At 41.6% G+C, this 18,740-nt stretch carries 12 protein-coding genes and 1 tRNA gene; 7 read left to right on the forward strand and 6 right to left on the reverse strand.

Annotation, left to right across the window (positions count from 1 at the left end; translation table 11 throughout):
• Positions 1-564 precede the first annotated feature (564 nt).
• Both AC07YT_RS08085 and AC07YT_RS08090 read right to left on the reverse strand, forming a co-directional pair.
• Positions 565-4,608 (reverse strand): two-component regulator propeller domain-containing protein, encoded by a 4,044-nt coding sequence (locus AC07YT_RS08085; protein WP_086545091.1) that lies wholly within the window; start codon positions 4,606-4,608, stop codon positions 565-567.
• Between the two features lie 215 nt (positions 4,609-4,823).
• Positions 4,824-6,686: a glycoside hydrolase family 35 protein gene (locus AC07YT_RS08090; RefSeq protein ID WP_086545090.1), complete on the reverse strand. Its 1,863-nt coding sequence runs from the start codon at positions 6,684-6,686 to the stop codon at positions 4,824-4,826.
• A gap of 524 nt (positions 6,687-7,210) precedes the next feature.
• Between AC07YT_RS08090 and AC07YT_RS08095 the strand changes: the two genes are divergently transcribed.
• The 3 genes from AC07YT_RS08095 to AC07YT_RS08105 are packed head-to-tail and all read left to right on the forward strand — an operon-like array spanning position 7,211 to position 11,669.
• Positions 7,211-8,602: a helix-turn-helix transcriptional regulator gene (locus AC07YT_RS08095; RefSeq protein ID WP_086545089.1), complete on the forward strand. Its 1,392-nt coding sequence runs from the start codon at positions 7,211-7,213 to the stop codon at positions 8,600-8,602.
• Between the two features lie 35 nt (positions 8,603-8,637).
• Positions 8,638-10,152, forward strand: a complete 1,515-nt coding sequence (locus tag AC07YT_RS08100; RefSeq protein ID WP_494945267.1) for a carbohydrate binding domain-containing protein — start codon at positions 8,638-8,640, stop codon at positions 10,150-10,152.
• A gap of 26 nt (positions 10,153-10,178) precedes the next feature.
• A complete protein-coding gene (locus tag AC07YT_RS08105) occupies positions 10,179-11,669 on the forward strand; it encodes an RICIN domain-containing protein (RefSeq protein ID WP_086545087.1) in 1,491 nt (496 codons plus the stop codon).
• A 99-nt stretch (positions 11,670-11,768) separates the two neighbouring features.
• Here the strand turns inward: AC07YT_RS08105 and AC07YT_RS08110 are convergent.
• Positions 11,769-11,841: transfer RNA gene (locus AC07YT_RS08110), tRNA-Phe, on the reverse strand.
• A 228-nt stretch (positions 11,842-12,069) separates the two neighbouring features.
• Between AC07YT_RS08110 and AC07YT_RS08115 the strand changes: the two genes are divergently transcribed.
• Positions 12,070-13,365 (forward strand): 4Fe-4S dicluster domain-containing protein, encoded by a 1,296-nt coding sequence (locus AC07YT_RS08115; protein WP_086545086.1) that lies wholly within the window; start codon positions 12,070-12,072, stop codon positions 13,363-13,365.
• Positions 13,366-13,445: 80 nt separating this feature from the next.
• Positions 13,446-14,234 (forward strand): (Fe-S)-binding protein, encoded by a 789-nt coding sequence (locus tag AC07YT_RS08120; RefSeq protein WP_029277013.1) that lies wholly within the window; start codon positions 13,446-13,448, stop codon positions 14,232-14,234.
• Positions 14,235-14,315: 81 nt separating this feature from the next.
• Here the strand turns inward: AC07YT_RS08120 and AC07YT_RS08125 are convergent, their stop codons facing one another.
• The 3 genes from AC07YT_RS08125 to AC07YT_RS08135 form a co-directional block, all read right to left on the reverse strand.
• The gene (locus AC07YT_RS08125) at positions 14,316-15,653 is read right to left on the reverse strand and encodes a TldD/PmbA family protein (RefSeq protein WP_478358724.1); all 1,338 of its coding nucleotides are present in this window, start codon (positions 15,651-15,653) and stop codon (positions 14,316-14,318) included.
• Between the two features lie 8 nt (positions 15,654-15,661).
• Positions 15,662-17,299 (reverse strand): TldD/PmbA family protein, encoded by a 1,638-nt coding sequence (locus AC07YT_RS08130; protein ID WP_086545084.1) that lies wholly within the window; start codon positions 17,297-17,299, stop codon positions 15,662-15,664.
• Positions 17,300-17,431: 132 nt separating this feature from the next.
• Positions 17,432-17,908, reverse strand: a complete 477-nt coding sequence (locus tag AC07YT_RS08135; protein ID WP_086545083.1) for a hypothetical protein — start codon at positions 17,906-17,908, stop codon at positions 17,432-17,434.
• A gap of 50 nt (positions 17,909-17,958) precedes the next feature.
• Between AC07YT_RS08135 and AC07YT_RS08140 the strand changes: the two genes are divergently transcribed.
• Entirely contained in the window at positions 17,959-18,438 is a 480-nt protein-coding gene (locus tag AC07YT_RS08140; RefSeq protein WP_086545082.1) for an ABC transporter ATPase, read from the forward strand.
• Between the two features lie 6 nt (positions 18,439-18,444).
• Positions 18,445-18,735, forward strand: coding sequence for a YciI family protein (locus tag AC07YT_RS08145; protein WP_086545081.1), 291 nt, complete (start codon positions 18,445-18,447; stop codon positions 18,733-18,735).
• Positions 18,736-18,740 lie beyond the last annotated feature (5 nt).

Raw genomic sequence — 18,740 nt, forward strand, 5'->3', positions numbered from 1 at the left:
TGCCGTTCACTTTTAAAAAACTATACTAAATAGAAGGTTTACAGCGTGCATTAAATCTTCGGTCATGTCGCACAGCTTACTATGCGCAGACTTTATTTTGTTCTGAACTTTCTCTCATTTGGTTAGTCGTAAAACAGAAGCAAAGAAAGTGCAATTCAAAGCGGAGGGTTAGGTACAAAATAAGATTTATAGGGGTAGAGATCGGTAAATTTGCCCTTAAGGAGCCGCAAATCGTTCGATTTCGTTTCTGGAATACAGATTTATAGCTGGCTAAAGTTCGTTATGGAAATCCAGCAACAGCCAGCCAGAGGTTATGCGCTCCATTGAATTGGGAAAACAATCACTGATTTATTATCAGAATGCTGCTCAGGCCTGTTATTGGTTTACATCAAAAGTAATTTGGAGCGCGAAATTTTAAAAACAGTGCTGCCCGGTAAGATCCGGAAATAGCGGGCTGATATTACACCAGCTGGCAACAACGCCTTTTGTGCGGTTATTGCTGCCAGAGAGCTCCATCAAAGGGATTAGACTACCGACACCAAACTAGTCTGTTTTTGAACAAGCTTATAAGGTTTTGCGGTATTTTTTAATGTATTCTGAAGGCGTCATTTCGAACAATTTCGTGAATTGCTCACGAAAATATTTTTGATTATTGAAGCCCGCCCGAAAGGCAGCTTCATTTACCCTGCTGTCCGTTTGGATCAATAGTTCCGCTGCTTTTCTCAAGCGGATGAACCTGATAAATTCATTGATCGATTTACCGGAAATGGATTTAACTTTCTTATATAATGCCGAATGACTCATCCCTACCTCATTGGCCAGTACTTTAGTATTGAAGTCTGGGTTATCAAGGTGCCGCTCTGTAATGGAGATACATTTCGACAAGAATTCTTTAAAGGTGGGCGATATTTTCTGATTATCGGCTTGAAGAGTCACTGCATTATAAAAATAGCGTTGCAAACTATTGCGGCTTTTAAGTATATTATTGATCCTTGCCGTTAACAGTTCAGCCTCAAAGGGCTTGGTAATATAATCCTCCGCCCCGCACTCCAGGCCTTTCAGCTTGATCTCCGATGATGTCGACGAGGTCAGCAATATAACCGGGATATGACTGATGGCAGGATCAGCCTTTATCTCTGTACACAGTTGGATACCGTCCTTTACGGGCATGGTCACGTCACTGATGATGATATCGGGAAGTTGTTTTTTTGCCTTGATCAAACCATCCTCACCATCTACGGCTTCATAAATGATAAACGATTCTTTAAATATCCGCTTAATGTACTGCCGGAAAAGTTCATTGTCATCAACGATCAGTATTGCCGGTTGTTCGGATACCAGATTATCCAATTCCCCAGAATCAGGTTGCTCCATAGCGGTTACCGGTTCTTCCGCTTCTTCTTCCGCCAGGTCAAGATCAGGCATGATAAATTCAGTATCTTCATGGTGCACGGTTATACCGGCTAAATGTTCCAGTCCTTTAAGCAGTTCAATCCGGAAGACCGTTCCCTCTCCGATTTCACTGTGATAAGTCAATTCACCTTTATGAGAAGTGATGAATTTTTTAGCGAGATAAAGGCCTATTCCAAAACCCTTAACCGAAACGTTGTAACTTTTTGGCGCCTGATAAAATTTATCAAAAAGTTTATCTCCGATTTCGGGATGGATACCCCGCCCATTGTCCTGAATCAGGATCGCTATGCGGCCGTCATAATCCTCGACTTTAACATGGATACTGCCATTCTTTTCCGTAAACTTAAAAGCATTAGACAAGATATTAAAAAGTACGATCTCTATCTTTTCCCGATCAGCAAAAATTTCAATATATTCTTCAGCAGACTCAAATGTAATATCAATATTTTTCAAACGTGCCTGACTTGTAAAACACAGGAAAACATCTTTACAAACTAATACGATGTTCAGTTTTGAGATTTTAAGGTCATCTTCTTCGTGATCTGCCTTTCTGAACAGTAATAACTGGTCTACGAGGCTAAGCAAACGTTTAGCGTTTAAATATACAATGGATAAATCGCTGACATCTATATTTTTACCTGAGCTATAGAGCAGCTCCTTTACGGGATTAATGATCAGCGTTAGCGGACTACGGAATTCATGTGAAATATGGGTGAAAAACGAAAGCTTCCGTTCATTTAATTCTCTTTCCTTCTCTGCATTTGCTGTGGCCATTTCGATTTGGTAATTCAGCCTGACCTGATTTGACTTATACCTGTTAAACCGGTACAGCAAATAGGAAATGATGGCTAAATAGGTTAAATAGGCCCACCACGAACGATACCATGGTGGTAATATGATGATCTTTAAAGTAAGTTGGCGAGGATTCCAGATACCTTCCCCATTAGTTGACCTGATATGAAGTACATAGGTACCTTCATGCAACCGGGAGTAATTACCACTCCTCGCTGTTCTGACATTGTTCCAATTATTTTCAAGACCTTCAAGGTAATAGCTATAGGAAATCCTGGAGGGGAACGAATATTCCAGTGCACTATAATCAAAAGAAAGAAGGGCCCTGTCATAAGGGATTTTGATTTCCTTAGTATCGTACAGGCTGGCCGAATAGGCCGCATCGCTGATCAGCGGTTCGTTTGAAGCCCTTAAATCTGTCAGACGCAAAGGCGGAAACGCAGAATTGTTCATAATGCTGTCAGGATTAAAAATATTAAATCCCTTGATGCCGCCAAATAGAAGTTGTCCTGAACGAAGGTGCGCCGATGCATTATAATTGAATTCGTTACACTGGAGCCCGTTTTCGATATAAAATTTGTTAAAAGTATTATTGCGGTAATTAAATTTCGTTAAACCATTGAAGGTACTCAGCCACAGATTAGCGTGATCGTCTTCTTCAATATTAAGCACAGTATTGTTACTCAACCCGTCAGACTCTGTAAAGGCCTGAAAACTTCCGTTTTTGGAATTATACTTTAAAAGTCCGGCATATTGCGTCCCGACAAAAAGATCTCCCGATTTATTAAAAAATATCGACCGAATAGGGTATCTGATATCATAAGTGATCACTTTCCCCCCAGCTGTGTACTTATAGAGTTTATTGAAACTTCCGAACCACAAATTACCCAGCTTGTCTTCATTAATGGCAATGATATTCTTTAAGTGTTCATTATTGAATGGCTCAAATCTATCTGAGGCAACATTATAGTGATATAAAAGCCCGACACCAACACAGGTTCCTGCCCAGATCCCACCCTTTTTATCTATAAAAAGTTTCCAGACATTCTCATCCTTACCCCAACTGTTGGCGCAGGGATAATATTTGAATGTGCCTGAGCCCCGGTTATAACGGTTAATACCCCCACCGAATGTTGCTATCCAGATCACATCATTATTGCTCCTTACAATGCTGGTCACATTGTTACTGCTCAACGACTGTGGGTTGCCGTTTTCATGACGGTAAGTTTTAAAACCCTTCAACCGGTCCCAGAGCGAGATTCCTCCGCCATCCGTTCCGATCCAGATTTTCCCGTCACGATCTTCGCAGAAGGATAATATAAAATCGCTGACCAAACTTTGCTGGCTCAGCGGATTACGGTAAATATGCTTGAATTCGTTTCGCTTGCGATCCAGGACATTGATTCCACCACGCAGTGTGCCAACCCAGATCCGATGTTCTTCATCTTTTAAAATAACACTTATCGCATTGCTGTTCAATGAGGATGGGCTTTCACCTGCAGTCTGATAAGAAAAACTTTCCTTTTCCGTATCCATAATATTAATTCCACCGCCATCTGTCGCGATCAGCAACCGGTTCCTGCGATCAAATGCCAGGCTGAGAATGCGTTGAGCAAGAAGTTGACCGGGGGCTACACTATACCATTTAAAGCTTTTAGCTAAAATGTTATAGCGATAAAGTCCGTGGTCTGTACCAATCCACAGGTTTCCCGATTGATCGGCCTCAATGGAATTTGCATTCCGGATATCCCCATTGCTACTCACCAAAGAAATCTGCTTTGAACGGTAGTCGTAATAAGCCAGTCCTTTCGCGGGGTTGATCAGCCAGGCCCTGTCCTGAACTGGCCGGATGGCACGGATGGAATAAGGGGTCAGCACTTTTTCACCGGGTTGAAAAGATACCTGACGCGTTTCCCGGGAGTGATTATCGTAAACCAGAAGCCCCAGATCAGATGCGCCGATGAACACATCACCATGGTTTCCTCCTTTAATGGCATAAATTTCCTGATCGATAGGTCTCGCCTTTTTATCATTATAAGCTTTAAATATAGGTTTGACAAATTTGGAAGGGAAACTGTGCAGCACGCTTACTCCCCTTTTTGTAGCAATCCAAAGCGTCCCTGAGCCATCTTCCGCCATACCAATAACCTGATTGTTGACAAGTGATGAGCTATCATTGGGGTTATTCCGGTAAATACGGAAACTGTAACCATTGTATTGATTCAGGCCATCATCTGTTCCGAACCACATAAAGCCAAAATGATCTTTATATATCGCATTAACCGAATTATTGGAGAGCCCTTTTTCGATTCCTAAATGGGAGAACAGATCCTGTGCATGCAGGTCTGTAAACCTGATAATCAGTATGATTAAAAAAAATAAGTAACGAAAATTTTTTTTCATGTTATTTTTTTAAAGGTTCCGATCCCAAGGCCTCGCCAGGGAGTAATCGATATAAAATCAATTACAAATGAACGATTTTTTTAGAGGTTTGTAAATTTATAAGGACATGCCTTGCCAGGGCCTTTTTATGCAGTGCAGCCATCCCCGTATATATCTCAACTCTGTATATTTTTATACCTGTGAAAATACATAGTGAAATTAAAAATAGGTATAATTTAATCGATCTTACGCGGCAAATGGTCGGGTACGGAATGGTCAATTCCATCGAGTAAAGGATGGTCTATCCCTGTTATTTCGTTCTGATTAGGTCGGAGTAATTCCAGTACTTCGATCGAATTAACACCTTTACGTAACCATTCTGCGGGAAGGTAAAGCGTTTCCTGTGGACCGATGCTCCAATACTTACCCAGGTTATGGCCATTCACCCATACCATTCCTTTCCCCCACTTACGCATATCAAGGTAGGTATCGCCAATAGCGGTGAGGTTGAACGTGCCCTTTTTAATAACAGGCGTATTTCCGGCCTTAACGGTTGACTGGTATTTGATTTTTGACAGATCGTTGAAAGGAAAGCGGTACATTGTCCAGCCTTTAATTTTTCGATTGTTAAAGCTTACGTACCCCGTTATTCCTTTACGGTTTTGCAATAAGTATTTCCCGAAATTAATCCGTCCAAGATTTTCTACCAGAATATCCAATACGACCTTCCCTTGTGGAAGACTTATATTTAAACTATCCTGGTTCAAACGGCGGTCAAGCGTAGCGATCTGCTTACCATTAACCATGATCAATGCATAATCGCGCAGCTCTTTGATTTTCAATGTGCCTTTAATACCGCCGGTTAGTGTTGTTCTGTAAAGTACAAATCCATAATCCTGCAGGAGTTCCTCGAAAGTGAGGGGACTATCGTGATAAGTTCCCTTAGAAAGATTCCCCGTTAATGATGCCGTAAGCCCAAGTTTTATAGTTGGTATCCGTATGGCTGGTTTAGGATTGGGAACGGGTGGCAGCGTTGTTCCGGCAGGCAGGTGCTTTTGAATAATGGATCGAAATGCATGGAATTTCGCTGTGGCATTGCCTGCTTCATCCAGAGGGGCATCATAGTCATAACTACTAATCTGCGGTTCATAAGGGGTTTCATCTTTAAAATTCGCCCCGTTCATAAAACCGCGTGTTGTACCCCCGTGAAACATATACATGTTAATGGAAATTCCGGCGGCAAGTACCGAGTCTAATTTACCCGTAAATCGGGCTGCCGGCACGGTATGATGAGGAGCTCCCCACCAGTCGAACCAGGCGGGATACCATTCAGCGATGTAGTAAGGCCCTTTTCCGTTATGATGATCTGCGATCAGTTTCTTCACCTTTTCGGGATTATCAAGCCCGTTAACTGCCGGCAACAGGCCCGGAAGATAACCATTGGTGAGGTCAGGTGCAGGGTCACAGGTATATAACAAGCCATCGAAACCAGCTTTTATAAATAATTTCTGATTGATCGAAAGGTATTCCTTATCGCTGCCATAAGAGCCATACTCATTCTCAATCTGGACCATTAATATATTGCCACCGTGGTTGACCTGTAATGGTGCAAGCTGCTTGCCAACCTCCATGATGTATTTTTCATACTCCTTTAAATAAAGCGGGTCCTTACTCCGCACCACAAGTCCTTTTTCGTTTTCCAGCCAATAGGGATAACCACCAAACTCCCATTCTGCGCATACATATGGGCTTGGCCTTAAAATAACCCACAAACCTTCCTCCTTAGCTATTCTGACAAATTCGGCCACATCATTATTGCCTTTAAAGTCGAAGATGCCCTTTTGGGGTTCATGAAGGTTCCAGAAGACATAAGTTCCGATGGTATTAAGCCCCATTGCCTTTGCCATCTTCATCCTTGACCGCCAGGCTTCTCGTGGAATCCTCGGATAATGAATTTCACCACTGATCATTTGGAATGGTTTACCATCAAGTAAAAAAGCATCATCACCAAGGGCGAAAGTGTGTGTTTCCTGCGCGAAAACGGGGATTGTAAAAAGTAAAGCGAGTATTACCGCTCTGATTGTGTTAAATAAATACATACAGCTCTTTATTAAGTAATAATTGGTTTAAATAGATCATCTCTGATTGCAAACAGCACAGGATACCCTGCACGCCACATTGATTCTGCTCACGCAATTCCTGAGCTCTGCAAATCTGAAATAAACGTAGAAATTAGCTAAAGCACCACACAGGTAGGAAATCATAATTTTGGGGAGGTAAATCGGTATTCCCCGTCCATGGTAGCTTTAACCCTCATCAAATGATGATAAAGATTACGCCTTTTAACCAGGGATATGAATCAGAAGGTTTTTTTAACTGCCCGATTGCAGTCGACCGGCACAAGAGATGATTGACTTAAAAGAAAAAGAAAGTATTGTTAAGCTCCCGCCCAAAATAAAAAGCCTTTGTCGAATACACTTCATGGAAAAAACAGCACCTGAACACCCAGAGCGGCTTTATACGAGAAACGACCCCTAAAATTATGATTCCCTACCCGCTTAGATCGGTCGTATATCTATAGGTTTACATCCGCTAACCAAAAGCATTCAGGTTGCCGTACCATATGCAAAAAAAACATTCACATGATCTTCAGGAAAACGATCTGGACATTATCGGTCTGGCACAACTGGCTTATTCGGGTTTAACCGACCAGGCGAAGCATAAGGGCATTGAAGTCGATTTAAAGCTTACCGGCACTGACACCCAATTTCAAAAGACAGGTCTTCACCAGATCGAAGTACTATTATATATCATGCTTTCGACCTCCATCAACCTGGCGCTTCCAAAAAGCACTATTGTATTGGCAGTAACGGATAAAGCTGGAGCGGCCGAGATCAGCGTTTCTTTTTCTTCTATAGGCTCGAGCAGTAACAGAACGGAAAATGTAGGAAAAATGGATTCTTCCGTCAAAATCATCGCTTTTCTGCTCGGACAATTTCCGGTAATACGAAAGTCCAGTTCCCCGGCAGACATCTCAGAAGAAAACTGGACACTTAATTTACATCAAACAACAAGCGGCCTCGAGATGATGTTTACCGATAAAAAAATACAAACATCGTACATGAGGGGCTTGGGCTCAACCTATCATGCCATAGCTGAAACCGCCATATCTGAACATTTGCGCCATTTAGATCTGCCATTCAACTGTATTACATCTGTCCTGGTAATTAAGTCCAACGAAGCACCTCATGTGTTATTTAAGCACAACCATTGCACTTTCAGTGTAATTTCCTATCGGGAAAATATTAGAGATCTTCTTGAGCAGGTTAAGAGTAAGCTACCAGAACTCATCATTTGCCTTGCCGACCCCGAAGCAACTCCGGTAACAGCGATGGCGGCGGCTATCAAGTCGGTCCACATATTTAACCACATCCCGGTTATCATTGCCTCGAGGAACGGCAAAATCTCCAAGCATATTTGGTCAGGCCTTAACGTCCCCTATTACCGGTATACAGCCCAATCAGATGAAACAGTAGCTGAAGCAATCGAATTAATAATGGCCAGAAGACAGCTGCTTCAAAAATATTTTTATCGGGAGGTGTGCGGAAATGAGCTGAAAAACATTCCTTTTATGTATCAGGAGCTTGTAGCAGTGTGTACCGCAATCATTGAACAGCACCTCCTGAATCAATCTTTTACCATTCATCAGCTATGCGAACTGGTTGGAATGAGTTATTCCAGTTTATTTAAAAAAATGAAAGCGGCTACCGGACTTTCTGTAAACGGCTTTATCAGATATATACGACTATGTAAAGCAGCACATTTACTGCTCGGCAGCATGTGTAAAGTTCAGGAAGCCGCACTTAAGGTTGGCATCTCAGATATTAAATATTTCCGCGAAAAATTTATCGAACTGTTTGGTATGCGACCTTCCCTTTTTGCAAAAACGCATCGGGCTGCCTTTAGCTTCGAACAAACCATAATCCTGGAGAAACAAATACAATTCACTAAATAAAAAATCAATCACTTTAAAAAGAAAAAAAGAAACAGATGAGAAAAATATCCATGAAATGGGCTCTGGTAGCTATGATAACACTTTCGGTTTCCGCTCTAAAAGCATCAGTTCAGCAAACTGAAGGTAATAATCCTTCTAACGACAGGCCTCCTGCGGAAGATGCAGGCAAAAATAAAGTGATAAAAAACCTCCCGATACTCAAATCAGGTCCATGGCTGGACCTTGATGATACGCACCCTACAGCTACATTTACTGTTAGTGCATCCGACCTGCAAAGCGATCAGCCGATCAATATTACTGCAACTTCAGGCTTTTCTGTAAAACCCCAGGTAATTCCGGCTAATGCACAAAACACCACCGTAACGGTTACCTTAAACAGCACCAAAAAACTGACTCTTGGGCATGTGATCCTCAGAAGCGGTGCTACCAGATCTTATGTAAACTTAAAAGGTTATGGAAGCAAAATGACCACCAAAGCAATGACCAATAACCCAAAATATGCAGGTGGTAGAGATGCCGAAATAACCTTTGGTGAAAAAGAGGGCTTCAATCCTGATGTCAACGGGTTTACTATGGAATTCAAAGTAAATACAGATAGCTTAAAGGAATTTTATCCTTATGCCGTTACGAATAAAGGAATTGGTTTTAAAGCCTATATTAATGCCAAGGGGATGGGTTTGTATAACGGATTGGACAAAAAAGAGCTGTTTAACCCCACAATCAATGAAGAAAGCGGTCTTGGCCAGTTTTACAATGATGATAAAAGATCACATACATACCGCTATTCGTTTACCAGAGACAATCGGATTATCATTTTCAAGGACAACTTACTGATTGACAGCGTGCGTGCTACAGATTATGGCACCCAGCCTGAGTTTGCGGTCGGAAACGGCGATATGGTAGAGAACCTGCTGAAGAATCCAAACTTTGAAGGCGAATTTAATACGGCCTACGATAACCATATCGCAACCAAGATAGAAGGCTGGGATGTGCTGATCGGTGACCGTTATAATTCCGAGCAATTTATCAAAAATCAGGAGATCAACAACCAACAGGATTTTGACAATCATATTTTAAGCATGAACAATTATAAATGGGCAGATGGTTGGTCTGCCTCCGAGATCGGGCAGGTAATAGATGTTGTACCTAATGAAACTTATACACTTTCGGCACTGGTACGCGGCGGTATCAAAAAAGAGGGTCCCACCATGGGGGTGATCAAGATCCAGGAAGTACAGGACAATTCACTCGGAACCTCCGTGGATGTGACCGATAACAACTGGCAAACCTATTCTCTTGACTACACCACCTCTGCAACCTGCAAGCAAATCCGCATATTTTTCTACCTGGAACGAGATAAATGGGGCGCCACGATTAGTCCGCTGGAGGTGGATAACGTGAAGCTGACCGGAAAATCAAGGACTTATGCAGCAAAGGCAGGATTCCAGAATACATCCACAGGTATAGACTATTTTACGTTCGATACTACCGGGGCCTATGCGCCTAACCTAAATCCTCAGATAAACATTTCTGTAGGAAAAGCTAAGTAAAAGAATAATATACCAATCATAAGTTTATGAAATTTTATCTGCTAATTATACTATTGCTCGTATCGGGCATGGTTAATGCCCAAAATAATTTTAAGCCTGGAGAGATTTGGAAAGATCAGAATGGGAAGGCAATAAATGCACACGGCGGCTGCGTGATCAACAATAATGGAACCTATTATTGGTTTGGTGAAAACCGCACGGGCGGAAAATCTAATGGAATTAGTTGTTATCGCTCAACAAACCTTTATAACTGGGAGCGGTTAGGACTAGCACTAACGCTTTCCGGTCTTCCTCAGGCAGATCTGAATGATCTGGCGCAAGGGCGTAAGTTGGAACGTCCAAAGGTGATTTTCAACAAAACCACCAAAAAATGGGTGATGTGGGCGCATTGGGAAAAAGAGAACGGTTATGAGGCTGCGCGTGTGGTGGTCGCAACCAGTGATAAAGTTGAAGGGCCTTATCAATTGTATAAAACCTTCCGGCCAAATGATCATGATTCGAGAGACATGACGCTATTTGAAGATCACGACGGAACCGCTTATCATTTCAGCGCGACCGATATGAACAAGAGTATCAACGTGATTCGCTTGAGGCCCGATTACCTTGAAGGTAGCCCCACTGAGAACAAAATCCTGATTGGCGAACGTGCGGAAGCACCGGCCATATTCAAAGTGGGTGATGTTTATTTTGGCTTATTCTCCGGGTCTACCGGCTGGGATCCAAATCCCGGAAGGAGCGCCTATAGCTGGAACATCCTGGGAAATTGGAGCATAGGCTCAAATTTTGCGGTAGATCAGATGAAAGAGCTGACTTATCAGTCGCAAAGCGCCTATGTATTCAAAGTGGGCGGAAAAGAGAATGCCTTCGTTTATTATGGTGACCGATGGGATGCCAAAGACCTTGGGGCATCACGATATGTATGGCTGCCCATTAGTATGCGGTCAGGCTACCCTACTGTAACCTGGCATCAAAGCTGGGACTTAAGCATTTTCAATGCGATGTATCGTTATAAACGGGCCAAGGCGATTATCGGTAATAATAATTACAGTTTATTGGAAAAACAATCCAACCGCCTGGTATCAAAACCTGCGAACGGATTTTCGATCGCCGATGATGACGACAATATCAATCTTAGCTTTCAATTCTTACCTACTGCAAACCCCTCGGTATTTAAGTTGAAGGATCTTAAAAGCGGAAAATACCTGGAATCTGTTTTTAATACTTTGAGATTAAATGAAGTCAATGTGAAAGGGAGCCAGGAATGGGAATTTTATCCGCAAAATGATGGTTATTTCAAAATCAGAAATAAGGCTGACGGAAAATATTTGACCGTTTCAGGGGGAGCCACCTTTTCAGGCAGCGGTTTGTATCTTAACGATGCAGATGATACTATTCCACAAAACTTTGCAGTTTATTTCGATTCTGCAAAATACCAGTATGAGGTGGCCGATATCTTTTCAGCGGCTTACCATGCGGAGTGCATCAAACAGGCCGCGCAAAGCAAGCTTCAGCATTGATTTACTGGGTATACTCCGAAAGGGAAAATATTATTTATCCGGATAAGAAGCTAAAATAAAAAAGGTCATTTTCAATCGAAAATGACCTTTTGACGTTTGTGGTGCCACCTGGATTCGAACCAGGGACACAAGGATTTTCAGTCCTTTGCTCTACCGACTGAGCTATGGCACCATCCGTTTGGGATTGCAAATGTAGCGTTCTTTTTTCAAAAGCAAAACTTTTTTTCGATTATTTCATTGTTGCTCTGATTATCAATTAATTAATTTTTCACCTTTCTTAAAAAAGGCCTTAATCGTTGCTTAGAATGAGTACAAACAAACAATTTTATTATATTTTTTATGCATGCATAGTAATTTATTTAGATTAATATCCTAATTTAGCGTAACAATCTAATATTGCATGGTAGCACAGATCCTTTTTCTAGTACTTACACTTGCAGCAATTGCGCTGTTTACAGTTAATCTGCGTAAAATAATTCGCAATATCCGTTTAGGCAAACCGGTAGATCGACAAGATCAGCCGCAAAAAAGGTTAATGACCATGCTTCGCGTAGCCTTTGGTCAATCTAAAATGGTTGTTCGGCCTATCCCCGCCTTTCTCCACTTTTTTGTTTACATCGGTTTCGTGATCATTAACATTGAGGTATTGGAAATCATCATCGATGGTTTATTTGGCACACACCGTATTTTTAATGGTTTGGGTGGTTTATATAATTTTCTGATCGGCTCTTTCGAAATTCTGGCCTTTACTGTTTGGGTTTCCTGCGCGATTTTTCTGGTTCGCAGAAATATCCTAAAATTGAAACGCTTTAGTGGTGTAGAGATGAAAAGCTGGCCAAAATCTGATGCCAATTATATCCTCATCACCGAGATTTTATTAATGAGTGCCTTTTTGTTAATGAACGCAGCCGATGCAAAATTACAGCTTTTAGGTGCCAGTCATTACGTTAATGCAGGAGCATTTCCGGTAAGCCAGTATTTAATCAATATCCTGCCTTCCTCAGAAAGCGCCTTGGTTGTGATAGAGCGCAGCTGCTGGTGGTTCCACATTATAGGTATTTTGGCTTTTTTAAATTACCTGCCTTATTCTAAACATTTTCATATTCTCTTTGCTTTTCCGAACACCTACTTTTCTAATTTGGAGCCTAAAGGCGAGTTTACCAATATGGCCTCCGTTACCAATGAGGTAAAGGCCATGCTTGATCCTTCTTTTGTTCCGGCAGAAACCGAACCCGGTAAATTTGGCGCCAAAGATGTAACTGACTTAAGCTGGGTAAACCTGATGAATGCCTATACCTGTACAGAATGTGGAAGATGTACTTCAGTATGCCCGGCAAATATTACAGGTAAACTGTTATCGCCGCGGAAAATCATGATGGATACCCGCGACCGTATTACCGAGGTGGGACAAAATATTGATAAACACGGTGCAGAACACCAGGATGGAAAATCTTTATTGGATGATTACATCAGCAGAGAAGAAATTTGGGCTTGTACCAGCTGTAACGCTTGTGTAGAGGCTTGTCCGGTAAATATTGATCCCTTACAGATTATTACAGAGCTTCGCCGTTTTGCCGTGATGGAAGAGTCGCAGGCACCGGGAAGTATTAATGCCATGATGGGAAATATTGAGAATAACCAGGCACCCTGGAAATACTCTCCGGCTGACCGTTTTAACTGGGCACAAGAAAGCTAGCAATTGATAGTTTTCAGTTGGCATTGAATTAAAAGAATAATTACATCAGGTCTTAATACTTGATAATAGATAATAGACAAATGGAATTTAAAGTCCCTACAATGGCCGAGTTAATGGCCGCAGGCGAAGAACCGGAAATATTATTTTGGGTAGGTTGTGCTGGAAGTTACGATGAAAGAGCGCAGAAAATTACCCGCGACATTTGCAAGATCTTACATCATGTAGGTATAAAATATGCTGTTTTAGGAACAGAAGAAAGCTGTACAGGCGATCCTGCTAAAAGAGCTGGTAACGAGTTCCTGTTCCAGATGCAGGCCATGACCAATATTGAGGTATTGAATGCCTACAACATCAAAAAAATTGTAACAGGCTGTCCGCATTGCTTCAACACCATTAAAAATGAATATCCGGGTTTAGGTGGCACTTACGAGGTGATTCACCATACCCAATTGATCCAGGACCTGATTAACGAAGGCAAACTAAAAGCCGAAGGTGGTGAAAGTTTCAAAGGCAAAAAAATCACTTATCACGATCCGTGTTACCTGGGCCGTGGAAATGGCATTTACGAAGCACCTAGAAAAGCCCTGGAGGTACTTGATGCTCAATTGGTGGAGATGAAACGCTGCAAAAGCAATGGCTTATGCTGTGGTGCCGGTGGCGCACAGATGTTTAAAGAACCTGAAAAAGGGAATAAAGATATCAATGTAGAACGTATTGACGAGGCTTTACAAACCAACCCACAGGTGATTGCTGCTGGTTGCCCTTTCTGTATGACGATGCTGAGTGACGGCATTAAATTAAAAGATAAAGAACAGGAAGTTAAGGTATTGGATATTGCCGAGATCACCGCAAGGGCAAACGGACTTTAATTTTCTCCATTTCAACTAAAATAAACAAAGCCTGAACATCGACGATGCTCAGGCTTTGTTATGTTGTTCATTACCATTTTGCTATACCGCATCAGATAAAGAAGTGAAGGTAAAATCCCTGATCCTTAACGGCGGCAACAGATAATTGGCTTCCGATTCGGCGCTTACTGTTCTTTCGGTTATTCCGATCTCGTCGAGGTTATTCAACATAATAATCGGACTTTCGTTAAATCGGAAATTCTTAACCGGAAACTTAATCTCGCCGTTTTCGATGTAAAAAGTGCCATCCCTGGTCAGCCCTGTTAACAAGAGGGTTTGCGGATCTACCGTACGGATATACCACAAACGTGTAACCAATATACCTTTTTCTGTTCCTTTAATCAGTTCTTCCAAAGTTTTGGTTCCACCTTGCATAATGGCACCACCCGGAAATGGGATCGCTTTAATCCCGGTTTTTTGCGCCCAGTATCTCGAGCTGTATAAATTTTTAACTACTCCTTTTTCTATCCAGTTTACTTTCTGCTGTGGCCTTCCATCCCCAGACCATGTAGCAGTTGGCAATTCAGGATTCCAGGGATCTGAATAAATATTCACTCTTTCATCTACCAGCTGTTCACCCAATTTTGTCTTACCTCCGGTTTTGCTCATAAAACTCCGTCCTTCATCGGCCTGTCTGGCATCCATCGAGAAGAATAAATTCTCCAGCATTACCGCCACGGCAGTTGGTTCTAAAATAACGGTATATTTTCCTGGTTCTATGGCCTTTGCCGTTACCGACGACATTGCCTTTTTAGCTGCTATAGCTGTATCGGCCTTTGCATTGAGTTTACTAAAATCGTTATATCCCCTTGTGGCATAACCAGAACCCTTACCATCATCAGTTCTTACCGTAATGTTAAAAGCAACATCGGTTGAAGTATTGTAGGCAAATAAACCCTTACTGTTCATCATTGCGGAACAACCCACGCTGTTTGATAAAAATCCTGCAGCATTCAGTTTATTATCCATTGCCTGTTTTAAACTGGCCTGTACGGCATCGGCCCGGTCTTTTGGGGTAACGGCTGCTGTAGCCGGAGAAAATGTAGGTGAATCGGCACCATATTCCTGAGGACCAAGAAAAGGCATAAATTCAGGGTTTTCTGGTGCAAGTTGTGCAAGTTCTTCTGCCCTGCGCACTACTTTTTGTAGTGAAGCATCATCAAACTCATTTATGGTTGCTGTACCGAGTTTTTTCCCGAAGGCTGAGCTCACCACCAAACTGTTAGCGCTAATTCCGCCACTGGTAGAAACGGCGTTTCTGGCATACCTCAGGTTGCCGCTATCCGAACAATTTAAATTTATTTCACATTGTTCTGCTTTAGAGTAAGAAAGTACTTTAGTTAAAAGTGCCTTTGCTTCTGCTTTTGTTAAGATTGGCATAATTTCTATCAGATTTTTCTAGCGGTGTTGATAACATTAACTTTATTAAAACGTGTGGTTGCCGATCCGTGAGATACAGCACTTACCTGCCCAGGCTGCCCCTTACCATCAAAGAAAGAGCCTCCTAAACGGTAATCGCTTTGATCGCAAATGGCCACACACGAATTCCAGAACTCCTGCGTATTGGCCTGATAAGCGACATCCTTAAGCATACCCACTATTTTCCCCGCCTTAATTTCGTAATAAAGCTGACCGCCGAACTGGAAATTATAACGCTGCTGATCGATAGAAAAACTTCCATCACCGACAATGTAAATGCCTTTTTCTACGTTTTTGATCTGATCGGCTATACTCAATTTGGCCTTACCCGGCTGCAAAGAGATATTGGCCATGCGCTGAAACTGAACACTACTCCAGTTATCGGCATAACAACAGCCTTGTGAGGCATTTAGCCCCAAGATATGTGCCTGGTCTCTGATGGCCTGATAATTTACCAGGATGCCATCTTTAATCACATCCCATTTTCCGCATTTTACCCCCTCATCATCATAACCAACTGCACCTAAGGAACCTACCTCCGTTTTATCTGCCGTAATATTAACTTCTTTACTGCCGTAATTAAATTTTTTAGATTCCCATTTGTCTAAAGTCAGAAAGCTGGTTCCTGCATAATTGGCCTCGTAGCCCAATACGCGATCGAGCTCGGTTGGGTGACCACACGATTCGTGAATAGTTAACCATAAATGCGAAGGATCCAAAACCAAATCATACTTGCCTGGTTCTACCGATTTTGCCTTTATCTTTTCGCCTACCTGCCTGGCTGCCTGTGTAGCATCTTCAAGCATATCGTACCGGCCTTTATAAAGCGTACCCGATGCAGTTTGTATTTTATCCTGAGGTCTTGCATTTAAATATTCGTAACCTTTGCCTGTAGGCGCGCTCAATGCATTTCTGGTTTCGAACTTACCGGTTTCCTTATCTATTTTGGTGATAAAGAAAGTCGGCCAAATGCGATGGATATCCTGATCGATATATGAACCATCAGTTGACGCAAAATATTTCTGTTCATTTACCGCAAATAAGATGGAGTTGATATAATCTGCACCGCCCTTCATAGCCGCATCATTCACAGCCAACAATAAATCTACCTTCTCTTTTACAGGTACTTCAAAAGTATTTTTCTCAATAGGTGCTTTCCAGCTAACTTCACCATAGCCTTTTTGTGGTGCCAGTTGTACAGGCTCTCTTAACAAACGGGCATTTTCTTTGGCAATAGTTACCGCCAGTTCAGCTGCTTTGGCAATACTGTCTTTATCCATTTTGTCGGTGGCCGCAAAACCCCAGCTGCCATTCGAAATTACCCTGATACCAATTCCATACGATTCGGTATTAACAATATTCTCTACTTTATCTTCGCGTGTAACCACATATTGGTTAAGATACCGGCCTACACGCACATCGGTGTAAGTGGCCCCTTTTGAGCGTGCCGCATTTAAGGCCACATCAGACATGATTTTTTTAGCGGCAGGATCAATATACTCCAAAGCCTGCTCGGGGGAAATTTCTTTCCCAAAAACTGGAATGGCAGGAAGCATGGCCGCAGCAGCCCCTACACCAGTTAAATAAATAAAGTTTCTACGTTTCAAGATGAGATGGTTTAAATGTAACTGAATATAAGTGTTTTAAGTCAGTCTCCAAAATTTAACACCTCAATTATACAATCAGGAATTTCACCCCATACATGGCAAAAGCAGGAAAATCATCATTAATTATGCGTTCTATGGAGCAGAAACCTGCGCATTTATTTTATTCAAATTATCGCGGATCAGGTTTAAATCTTCAGCCTCCATATTTTTTAAGGGGATAACAAGCTGTGTCGCCATCGAATCTACATCGCCTCCCCTGTCTTTATAGGTTTGCACAATTACATCATCACCTTTGGTATGGATATACAATTTACCAGAAGTAGTTGTGCCGTAATAATCCATATCTTTAAATTTCGATAACTTAAATGCGAAATACTCGGTTTTACCGTTATTAAAATACCGCTTGTAACGGCAAAAGCCATTGTTGGTAACATTTAGCTCATAACGCTTTACCTGGTCGCTTTCCTGACTGTTATCGTAATGATCGGTAAATGTTTTTTGTAGATAATTAAGAGATTGCGCGACAGATTCGGGGTCGGAAAAAGCACATAAAAACATACAAAAAGCCGAAATAAGGGATATTTTCAAGCAGAGTGTAAACTTTTTCATCAGGTTAGCGTTTTAAACACACCAATTTAATTAAAATCATAAATTTGTATATGAGTTTTTCTCCACAATCAAGAGTTTGGATATACCAAAGCGATCGCAAATTTACTTCTACTGAAGAAAATGAGATCTTAAATAAATTAGCAGCTTTTACTAACCAGTGGAAAGCACATGGAAATGAATTGCTTGCAAAAGCAGAAATCCGCTATGGCTTTTTTATTATCCTAACGGTCGACGAAAGTCAGGCGGGTGTTACCGGTTGCTCTATTGATAGCTCTGTTCGCTTAATTAAAGAAATTGAGCAGGAATACCATGTAGATCTTTTTAACCGTTTCAACATTGCCTACAAAGTAAATGGCGAAGTTGTGGTAAACAGCAAAGAAGATTTTGAAACGCTGGTAAATATTAAACAGGTAACACCAGAAACCATCGTGTTTAACAATATGGTTCAAAACCTGGCAGAACTGGATAACAAATGGGAAGTACCATTTCAAAATAGCTGGCATTCAACTGTTTTTGCCCATTTATTATAAATAAGGATGTTCATTGTAGATCTTAAATATATTGTTCCACTGGAAGAACTGGATGAGCATATGAAGGCTCATGTTCAATTTTTAAGAAAATACTACGATAAAAATATTTTTGTAGCGTCGGGCCGAAAAGTACCCCGTACCGGTGGAATCATCTTAGCCCTTGCCCAGGATGAAGCGGCCTTAAAAAAAATCCTGATGGAAGATCCGTTTTACATCAACCGATTGGCCGATTTCACCATTACCCAGTTCTTAACTTCACAATATCATCCTGATCTCGAATCACTTTTGGGAAAATAAATTCT

The sequence above is a fragment of the Pedobacter sp. GW460-11-11-14-TSB4 genome (assembly GCF_059423705.1).

Excerpts from the sequence above, each read along its gene's own strand:
- AC07YT_RS08085 (WP_086545091.1), bottom strand. The coding sequence starts at position 4,608 with ATGAAAAAAAATTTTCGTTACTTATTTTTTTTAATCATACTGATTATC.
- AC07YT_RS08090 (WP_086545090.1), bottom strand. The coding sequence starts at position 6,686 with ATGTATTTATTTAACACAATCAGAGCGGTAATACTCGCTTTACTTTTT.
- AC07YT_RS08095 (WP_086545089.1), top strand. The coding sequence starts at position 7,211 with ATGCAAAAAAAACATTCACATGATCTTCAGGAAAACGATCTGGACATT.
- AC07YT_RS08100 (WP_494945267.1), top strand. The coding sequence starts at position 8,638 with ATGAGAAAAATATCCATGAAATGGGCTCTGGTAGCTATGATAACACTT.
- AC07YT_RS08105 (WP_086545087.1), top strand. The coding sequence starts at position 10,179 with ATGAAATTTTATCTGCTAATTATACTATTGCTCGTATCGGGCATGGTT.
- AC07YT_RS08115 (WP_086545086.1), top strand. The coding sequence starts at position 12,070 with ATGGTAGCACAGATCCTTTTTCTAGTACTTACACTTGCAGCAATTGCG.
- AC07YT_RS08120 (WP_029277013.1), top strand. The coding sequence starts at position 13,446 with ATGGAATTTAAAGTCCCTACAATGGCCGAGTTAATGGCCGCAGGCGAA.
- AC07YT_RS08125 (WP_478358724.1), bottom strand. The coding sequence starts at position 15,653 with ATGCCAATCTTAACAAAAGCAGAAGCAAAGGCACTTTTAACTAAAGTA.
- AC07YT_RS08135 (WP_086545083.1), bottom strand. The coding sequence starts at position 17,908 with ATGAAAAAGTTTACACTCTGCTTGAAAATATCCCTTATTTCGGCTTTT.
- AC07YT_RS08140 (WP_086545082.1), top strand. The coding sequence starts at position 17,959 with ATGAGTTTTTCTCCACAATCAAGAGTTTGGATATACCAAAGCGATCGC.
- AC07YT_RS08145 (WP_086545081.1), top strand. The coding sequence starts at position 18,445 with ATGTTCATTGTAGATCTTAAATATATTGTTCCACTGGAAGAACTGGAT.